Source organism: uncultured Chitinophaga sp., from assembly GCF_937874145.1.
Classification (GTDB): Bacteria; Bacteroidota; Bacteroidia; order Chitinophagales; family Chitinophagaceae; genus Chitinophaga.
On record NZ_CALNBI010000324.1, the window covers coordinates 1 to 8,339 of the forward strand.

Sequence of the window (8,339 nt, forward strand, 5' to 3'; positions counted from 1 at the left end):
GACCATACCGTGTTTTCCTTCATCCCAAATACAGCGGAAGTTGCGTTCTACGGCCTGATCAAAGGGCTGGAAGACTACCTCAACCGCATTAAGGTGGAAAGGATCATGAGCTGGGGCAAAGATTTCGACGAAGAGAAGCTGAATGAAATGATCAACCGCCGCGTGCGGATCGACAAGATCGCCATCAAGGACGTGAAGATGAGGACTTTCATCACCGAAGATTCCAGCCGTAACGAGATGGTGCAGCACGTATACGATATCACTTACGGAACCGTACGCCCCGGTACAGACACGCTGGTGGTGATCGACGACTCCATCGTTCGGGGCACCACCCTTCGCGAAAGCATCATCAAAATGCTCGACCGCCTCGGTCCCAAGCGCATCATCGTCATGTCGTCCGCCCCGCAAATCCGCTACCCGGACTGCTACGGAATCGATATGAGCAAGATGGGCGAGTTCGTGGCCTTCCAGGCGGCGATCGCGCTGATCCGCGAACAGGGCAAGGAGTATATCCTGCAGGAAGCTTATGGCCTGGCCAAAGAGCTCGAGCGCACCAACACCCTGAACGCGCAGAACGTGGTGAAGAATGTTTACAAACCTTTTACGCCGGAGCAGATTTCCGCTAAAATCGCAGAGATCATCACTCCGCCCGGTATCGAAGCGAAAGTAGAAGTGATTTACCAGAACATTGAAAGCCTGCATGCGAGCTGCCCCAGCAACCTGGGCGACTGGTACTTCACCGGCGATTACCCCACTCCCGGCGGTAACCGTGTAGTGAACAAGGCTTTCATGAACTATATGGAAGGCAAGAACGAAAGGGGATATTAATATTTCCCTTCACAATATTCCCGACGGGCCGGAGTGCGAAATGCATTCCGGCCCGTTGATTTTCAGGGCTTCGTGTATCCTTTTCGGTGGGGGACAGTGTTAAATTTCCTTTAAATGGCGTGTTTTGTGCCAAAAACACGTATTTTAGGATAAGTGTTTGTAGTCAATTACTTACAATGTCTATGAAAACATTGTTATTGATCCGTCACGCGAAATCCAGCTGGAACGACCCGGACATGGACGATTTCGACCGGCCCCTGAACAAACGCGGCAAGCAGAACGCGCCAGAAATGGCGGTGAGGCTGTTGGGCCGCGGGTTGTCGCCCGAGCTGGTGATTTCCAGTCCTGCCAAACGGGCCCGCTCCACTGCCCGCATCATGGCCAAAGAATGGAATTACCCACGCGAGGCCATCCTGCTCGAAGAGGAGCTGTACCTCTGCTATGCCTCCACTTTTTTGAAAGTCATCACCCGCATCGACGACGATTTCAGTACCGTCGCCATTTTCGCCCACAACCCCGGCATCACAGATTTCGCAAATTATCTTACCGAAGAAATCCGTATCGACAACGTTCCCACGGCAGGAGTTTTTGCCATCTCCGCCAACACTGAAAAGTGGGAAGATTTCGACCGGGCCGACAAAAAGTTCCTCTTTTTCGACTATCCCAAAAGCGAGGAAGCTGTGTAAACCCCGATCCGTCTCCTGAAAAACTGACGCATCTTTTTTTCTTATTTTGTATCAACGCCCGGTTTGGATCTTCTTATGGGTACAAAACCGGTAAAAATGAATTTGTGTAATCAGGCGAATAAATCAAAATCCGGTGATTTGTTGCCTGCTACATATGTAAATTGCTTTACTGTGTGACAGCATTGCAGTGCTCCCTGAAAAACTAACGTACATGAAGAAACTTTTATCCCTGGTCCTGGCGGTGGCTTTCCTGCAGGTAAATGCCCAGCAGCGGGCGGTCACTTTTGTGGGCGACAGCCTCGACAATTACATAATTAAAGCCATTGAGGAATGGCAGATTCCCGGCGTTGCGGTGGCAGTGGTGAAGGATACGAATACGGTGTTCATGATCGGGTCGAATACCAAGGCGTTTACGGCGACGGCGCTGGCGCAGCTACAGGCGGAAGGGAAGCTGCAGCTCGACGATCCCGTGCGAAAACACCTCCCGGGTTTCAAACTGCGCGACCCCTGGATGGCGGAGCATGCGATCATCCGCGACTTGCTGAGCCACAGGTTGGGGTTTCATACTTTCCAGGGGGATTTCATGTTTTTCGATTCGGACATGAGCTCCTCGATGATCCTGGATAAGCTGGGCTTGATGGAGCCGGCGTTCGGTTTCCGCACCACCTGGGGCTATTGCAACGCCGCCTTCCTCGCGGCGGGCGAAATCATCCCGAAAGCATCGGGTAAAACCTGGGCGGAATACCTGAAGGAGAAATTCTTCGTTCCATTAGACATGCGCAACACCTTCGCCCTGTCGAAAGAAATATTGGCGGCGAAGAACATCGCGGCGGCGCACACCGTTTTTCTCGGGGAGTTGAAAAAAGTCCCCTACGGCAATATCGACAACATGGCTCCGGCGGGGAGCATTGGTTCTTCGGTGGCGGATATGACGCATTGGGTGAAAGCCCTCCTGGCCAACGGGCAATACGAAGGAAAGGAGGTCATCTCCCCGGACGCCATCGCGGAAACGCGGCTGCCGCATGCGAGCCTCGGTGAAGGCGGCGCGCCTTTCAACCGGAAACAATTCAACCTTTACGGCCTTGGCTGGTTCACCTCGTCTTACGACGGGCGCCTGCTCGTGGAGCACACCGGGGGCGTCAATGGTTTCGTGACGGCGGTAAGGCTCGTTCCGGAAGAAAACCTCGGCATTATCGTGCTCACCAATACCGACAGCAACAATTTCTACAACGATCTCACCGCCGAACTGACGGACGCATACCTTCAGCTACCTTTCCGCAATTACACCCGTGCTTCGTTCGGCGAGTATGATGCGGAGCAGGCGCAGATACAACAGTCGTTGGTGAAAATCAAGGAGGAGATAGCGGCCAAACCTGCGATGGGCGTGCCTTTACGGGCTTTTACGGGAAATTACGAACATCCGCTCTACGGCAAAATGAACATCCGGCTGGAGAAGGATACGCTGATGATGCGCTTTGAGCACCACCGGAACCTGGTGGGCGAGCTCCTTCCCTGGAAGGCGGATAAATTCATATGTTTCTATAATAATTCGATCTACGGCATCAAGGAAACGCTTTTCACGGCGGAGAACGGCAAGGTGACCACGGTGACCACGCGGGTATCCGGGTTCGTGGAGAATACGCCTTACGTGTTCCGCAAGGTGGATTAGGCTTCCAGGGGTACGGGGCGCTTGTACTCATCGATCGCTACGAAGGTGAAAGTGCCGCTGATCGCGCGGTATCTTTCTTCGGAATACATCTCTTCCACGAAAATTTCCACCAGCACCTGCAGGCTGGTGTTGCCCGTATGCGACACCCGGCCGATCAATTCCACGATGGTACCGGCGGGAATGGGTTTCTTAAAGTCAATTTTGTCGGAAGATACGGTAACCATGCGTTTGCGCGCGTAACGGGTGGCGGCGATGAAAGCCACTTCGTCCATCAGTTGCATGGCGGTGCCGCCGAAAAGGGTATCGTAATGGTTCGTTGTATTCGGGAACACTGCTTTGAAAATGCGCGTTTCCGATCGTTGGATTTTTTCTTCTTGCGTCATCCCACAAATTACAAAATGCTGCACCAATGCGCCGTAATTGGCCTGGATACGCGATGGCAGGAATTTACCCCGAAAGGTGAAAGATTGCCAAAATTGCCTGCGATTTTATTTTAACCTTTTGTACATCAACGCATTACCTGAATTTGCGATGGTGTTTTTTGCTGATTTAGATGCTATTTTAACTTTAAAATAGATAATTTTAACCCTAGTCGTTAATTCAAGTTTGACACGAAAATGGTAAAATGGCACAGGTTGAACGACTTACCCTGATTTTCCCTTATTTTCGTTGTCTACGATTGATGAAAACCGTCGGAAGTTGTGACGGTGGATTAACTGGTAAGATGCAATCGCCCTATTGAAACAAGTGGATTTTTAAATTTAGTAGGTTTCCGTACAAACAAAGTAGTCCCTACCGATGTTTTTGGTTTGATGTAAACGATCCGTGAGGACTGTTTTGACGTACATATGTGACATGAGATGAAATCTCTCCGGCAAAAAGAATTCTAATCTATTCCTGGAAATGGATATTAGGGAATATATAAAAGATGGTTACGTTGAAAGTTTCGTACTCGGGCTTTCGTCTCCTGAAGAGAAATCGGAGATGAAGGAGTTATTGCGCGAGTACCCGGAACTGGAAACGGAATTTGAAGAGGTGGAGCTGAAGTTTCACAAACTCTTCATAGAGGAAGCCGTTTTGCCGCCTGCCACGCTCCGCGCCCGTACGCTGCAACCGCTCGACTGGGCGGATACCAAGGAGCAGGAGCCCAGGAAGCCGAATTACACCTTCATCAATATGGCGCCCAACCAGAACGATTACATCACGGTACATCGTGTCTGGAAATGGATCTTCATCGCGTCGTTCCTTTTGTTTAAAGCCTGCCTGTTCATCGCCATCTATTTTTACTTCAAATACCGCCAGGTAGAAGACCGGCAGGAGGAACGTGAAAAAATCCGCCAGGAACAGGTGCAGCAGCAAAGCCGCGCCGCGCAAAACTACCAGTGACGATCAGGGATGCCCGATCCTGATGCCTTCATTAATTCCTTCCAACAACATCTGCACCCCCAGCACCGCCAGAATGAGCCCCATCATCTTAGTGATCACCGTCATGGTATTATTCCCCAGAATCCGCACGATATGCCCGCCTGACAAGAAGAGCAGGTATGCGATGTAGCACAGGACGCCGTACACGAGGATCACGATGACGGTATGCCATTTATCGGCCGAAGCGGCGTAGTTCATGGCCGTGGTGATGGTGCCGGGGCCGGCCATGAGCGGCATGGCCAGCGGGGTAACGGCCACCGAAATGCCGGGATCGCCTTCTTTGGTATCGATGCGTTTTTCGGCGTGGGGCTTGTCGGCCAGGATCATGCGGTATCCTACCACAAAAAGCAGCACGCCGCCCGTGATGCGGAGCGCAGGCAGGGAGATGTTGAAGAGGTGGAGGATGTAATTACCGGCGATGCTGAACACCACGATCAGGATAAATGCAATCGTCACGGATTTGAACGCGATCTGCCTGCGCTGCGCCGGCGTCATGTAATCGGTAAGATCGAGGAAAACCGGGACGTTGGCGATGGGGTTGACGATGGAGAAGAACCCCATGAACACGGCTGTCGCGAAGCCGAGATAGCTGCCCGTCATGTTACATCTTTTTTAGGTTGGAGGATGTTGGGTTTGATTTTCCGGCCGGTGGTTTTCCGGATGATCCACTCCGCCACGAAGGAAAATACGAGGAAGATGCCGGTTACCAGCAGCTGGCGGGGTGCGCTCATCGCGTCTACGATAATTACCAGCAACACCGTTCCGCAGCTAACAACCGCCGCGAGCCATGCGATCCAGGGCGTGGCTTTTGTTTCGTGGAGCACGCGCAGGTGGCCGATGTTGACGGCACTGTAGCACAGCAGCATGGCCATGCCGCCCAGGGATGCGATCACGGAGAGGTCGAACAGCATGATCAGTGCGATGATGCAGACGCCGGTGATGGCAAGTCCCTCGGTGCCGCGGCCCCAGAGATGTTTCTCGAATGTTTTTGGAAGGGTGCCGTATGCCGCCATGACGTATGCGTTGTTGCCCGTAGAAAATAAATTGGCGTTGATGGCGGTGATGCTCGAAACCAGCGCGGCCACGGACACGATGACGAACCCGGTGTTCCCCAGCATGGGTCGCGCCGCTTCGGCCAGGGCGGTTTCTTTGGCGGCGATTACTTGCCCGGCGCTCAGGTTGCCGAATACCACCACGGCCAGCACGATGTACACGCATGTGACCAGCAGGATGGTGGTCATAATAGCTTTGGGGAGCGTTTTCGCGGGGTTTTCGATATGTTCCACAGCGCCGTTGATCACGTTGAAACCGGTGTAGGCGAAAAACGTGACGGCTACGCTGCTGAGGATGCTGCCGCCGGTCAGCGTGTCGGGGAAGGCGAGGTTTTGAGGCCGGATGGTGTAAAAGCCGAGGATGGCGAAGCCGAAGAGAACGGTGAGCTTGATGGCGACGAAGATTTTCTCGACCCTCGCGAACGCCGAGATACTGATGAAATTGAGCACCACCAGCGCGGCCACGATGCCCGCGGCGGTGAGGTTCTGCGCCCATTCCTGTCCGCCCCGGCCCATAAGCACGGCGGCATATGCGCCGAAGGATTTTGCCACTACAGCGGAAAGTACGATCATGCTAACGTAATAGAAGATCCCCATGCCGCCGGAGTACAGGTTCACCCCGTACGCCTGCACCAGGTATTCGAGCACCCCGCCGTTGGAAGGGTACCGCGCGCCCAGCCGTGCGAAGGAATACCCGCAGAGGACCGTGATCCCGCCGGCGATGAGGAACGACAGCCAGGTGGCTGAACCTACGATAGCGCCGGTTTGCCCCAGTAAGGCAAAAATGCCCGCGCCGATCATGGCGCCGATTCCCATGGATATGGCGGCGGAGAGGGAGAGGTTGCCCTTCTTGCTCATGCGTACTGTTTAATGTGGATGTACCTATGTAATGCGGAATGCCCGAAATTGTTCATTCTCCGCACTTAAACAAACTCCGCCGCAGCACTGTTTTAATGAAAATGATTTTTGCACAACACTTATAATCCCTTGTTTATGGCACAACGTAAAGAACATGACTTTCTGGGCGAACGCGAGATCCCGGCAGACGTGTATTATGGCATTCAAACCCTCCGGGCGATCGAGAACTTTCACATCACCGGCATCCCGCTGAATACGGAGCCGCTGTTCGTCCAGGCGCTGGCATATGTGAAGAAAGGCGCCGCCATGGCGAACGCCGAACTGGGCGCGCTCGATAAGAACATCGCCGAGTACATCGGCAAAGCCAGCGACAAGGTGATCGCCGGGGAATACGATTCCCAGTTCATTACGGACCTTATCCAGGGCGGCGCCGGCACCAGCGTGAACATGAACGCCAACGAAGTGATCGCCAACGTAGCGCTGGAACTGATGGGCAAGAAGAAAGGCGAATACGATTTCTGCCATCCCAATAACCATGTAAACTGCTCGCAATCCACCAACGACGCATACCCCACCGCGTTCCGCATCGCGCTGATCAATAAACTCTCGTCCTACAAACAAAGCCTGGCCGCGCTCGCCGAATCGTTCGACAAGAAAGGCGACGAATTCAAGCAGGTGCTCAAGATGGGGCGCACGCAACTGCAGGACGCCGTGCCCATGAGTATGGGCGACGAGTTCAAGGCGTTCGCGACCACCATCCGCGAAGAGCTGGCGCGCGTGGAAGAAAGCAAGCGCCTCATTTCAGAGATCAACATGGGCGCCACCGCCATCGGGACCGGCGTGAACGCGCCTGAAGGTTATGCGGAACTGGTGACGAAACATCTCGCCAAAATCACCGGCCTGCCGCTGGTGCTGGCCAGCGACCTCATCGAAGCCACGGTGGACACCGGCGCTTACGTGCAGTTGTCGGGTGTACTGAAACGCACGGCGGTAAAGGTTTCGAAGATCTGCAACGATTTGCGGCTGCTGTCTTCCGGCCCGCGCTGCGGCCTCAACGAAATCAACCTGCCGCCTATGCAGCCGGGTTCTTCCATCATGCCGGGCAAAGTAAATCCCGTGATCCCTGAAGTCGTGAACCAGACGGCGTTCTACGTGATCGGCGCAGACCTTACCCTCACGCTTGCCGCGGAAGCCGGGCAGTTGCAGCTGAACGTAATGGAGCCGGTGATCGCTTTTTCGTTGTTTACTTCGATTACTTATATGACGAATGCCATCCACACGCTCCGCGAGAAATGCGTAGATGGCATCACGGCGAACGCGAAGCATACGCAGGAGATGGTGATGCAAAGCATCGGCATCGTGACGCAACTCAACCCCATCATCGGTTACGAGCCCTCGGCAGCGATCGCGCGGGAGGCGCTGGAAACGGGCAAATCAGTACACGACATCGCCGTGAAGGAAAAGAAACTGGTTACGCAGGAGAAATGGGATGAGATATTTACGTTCGAGAATATGATCCGCCCCAAATTCATTAACAGCTAACGCAATTATGCTTATGAAAAATCTGTTTCTGTTATTGCTGGCAAGCACCTGCTGGATGCTGCGCCCTGCCCGCGGTCAAAACCCCAATCTGCCTAATGTGGTGATACTCGCAACGGGCGGAACGATTGCCGGGGCAGGGGAATCCAGCGTGGGAACGGCGTATACGGCCGGGAAGCTCCCTATCGACGACCTGCTGAACGCCGTGCCCGAAGCCCGGAAGATCGCCAACCTGCGCGGCGAGCAAATCGCCAGCGTAGGCAGCCAGGCCATGCACGACAG

Annotated in this window: 8 protein-coding genes and 1 pseudogene; 6 read left to right on the plus strand and 3 right to left on the minus strand. The window is 53.9% G+C overall.

Annotated features, from left to right (window positions below; all coding sequences use genetic code 11):
• From Q0510_RS15655 to Q0510_RS15665, 3 genes and pseudogenes are all read left to right on the plus strand, one after another.
• Positions 1–828, plus strand: a pseudogene (locus Q0510_RS15655) (amidophosphoribosyltransferase); the annotation flags it as partial.
• A 182-nt stretch (positions 829–1,010) separates the two neighbouring features.
• Positions 1,011–1,514, plus strand: coding sequence for a histidine phosphatase family protein (locus Q0510_RS15660; RefSeq protein WP_298713754.1), 504 nt, complete (start codon positions 1,011–1,013; stop codon positions 1,512–1,514).
• A gap of 211 nt (positions 1,515–1,725) precedes the next feature.
• The gene (locus Q0510_RS15665; RefSeq protein ID WP_298713757.1) at positions 1,726–3,183 is read left to right on the plus strand and encodes a serine hydrolase; all 1,458 of its coding nucleotides are present in this window, start codon (positions 1,726–1,728) and stop codon (positions 3,181–3,183) included.
• Here Q0510_RS15665 and Q0510_RS15670 read toward each other — a convergent pair.
• On the minus strand, positions 3,180–3,566 hold the full coding sequence (locus tag Q0510_RS15670) for an acyl-CoA thioesterase (RefSeq protein ID WP_298713760.1): 387 nt from the start codon (positions 3,564–3,566) through the stop codon (positions 3,180–3,182). The two genes, Q0510_RS15665 and Q0510_RS15670, sit on opposite strands and share 4 nt — an antisense overlap.
• Before the next feature lie 520 nt (positions 3,567–4,086).
• Between Q0510_RS15670 and Q0510_RS15675 the strand changes: the two genes are divergently transcribed.
• Positions 4,087–4,569, plus strand: coding sequence for a hypothetical protein (locus Q0510_RS15675; protein WP_298713763.1), 483 nt, complete (start codon positions 4,087–4,089; stop codon positions 4,567–4,569).
• A gap of 3 nt (positions 4,570–4,572) precedes the next feature.
• Here Q0510_RS15675 and Q0510_RS15680 read toward each other — a convergent pair whose 3' ends face one another.
• The gene (locus Q0510_RS15680) at positions 4,573–5,208 is read right to left on the minus strand and encodes a MarC family protein (protein WP_298713766.1); all 636 of its coding nucleotides are present in this window, start codon (positions 5,206–5,208) and stop codon (positions 4,573–4,575) included.
• Entirely contained in the window at positions 5,205–6,518 is a 1,314-nt protein-coding gene (locus tag Q0510_RS15685; RefSeq protein ID WP_298713769.1) for an APC family permease, read from the minus strand. The genes Q0510_RS15680 and Q0510_RS15685 overlap by 4 nt, the downstream gene beginning before the upstream one ends.
• A gap of 135 nt (positions 6,519–6,653) precedes the next feature.
• Here Q0510_RS15685 and aspA point away from each other — a divergent pair, with 135 nt between their 5' ends.
• Together aspA and Q0510_RS15695 are read left to right on the plus strand one after the other, a co-directional pair.
• The gene (gene aspA / locus Q0510_RS15690) at positions 6,654–8,060 is read left to right on the plus strand and encodes an aspartate ammonia-lyase (RefSeq protein WP_298713772.1); all 1,407 of its coding nucleotides are present in this window, start codon (positions 6,654–6,656) and stop codon (positions 8,058–8,060) included.
• Positions 8,061–8,073: 13 nt separating this feature from the next.
• On the plus strand, positions 8,074–8,339 hold a 266-nt coding region (locus Q0510_RS15695; protein ID WP_298713774.1), incomplete at its 3' end, for an asparaginase domain-containing protein.

Bases quoted from the DNA above. Each gene is read 5' to 3' on its own strand.
- aspA (WP_298713772.1), top strand. From the start codon at position 6,654: ATGGCACAACGTAAAGAACATGACTTTCTGGGCGAACGCGAGATCCCG.
- Q0510_RS15685 (WP_298713769.1), bottom strand. From the start codon at position 6,518: ATGAGCAAGAAGGGCAACCTCTCCCTCTCCGCCGCCATATCCATGGGA.
- Q0510_RS15665 (WP_298713757.1), top strand. From the start codon at position 1,726: ATGAAGAAACTTTTATCCCTGGTCCTGGCGGTGGCTTTCCTGCAGGTA.
- Q0510_RS15670 (WP_298713760.1), bottom strand. From the start codon at position 3,566: ATGACGCAAGAAGAAAAAATCCAACGATCGGAAACGCGCATTTTCAAA.
- Q0510_RS15675 (WP_298713763.1), top strand. From the start codon at position 4,087: ATGGATATTAGGGAATATATAAAAGATGGTTACGTTGAAAGTTTCGTA.
- Q0510_RS15680 (WP_298713766.1), bottom strand. From the start codon at position 5,208: ATGACGGGCAGCTATCTCGGCTTCGCGACAGCCGTGTTCATGGGGTTC.
- Q0510_RS15660 (WP_298713754.1), top strand. From the start codon at position 1,011: ATGAAAACATTGTTATTGATCCGTCACGCGAAATCCAGCTGGAACGAC.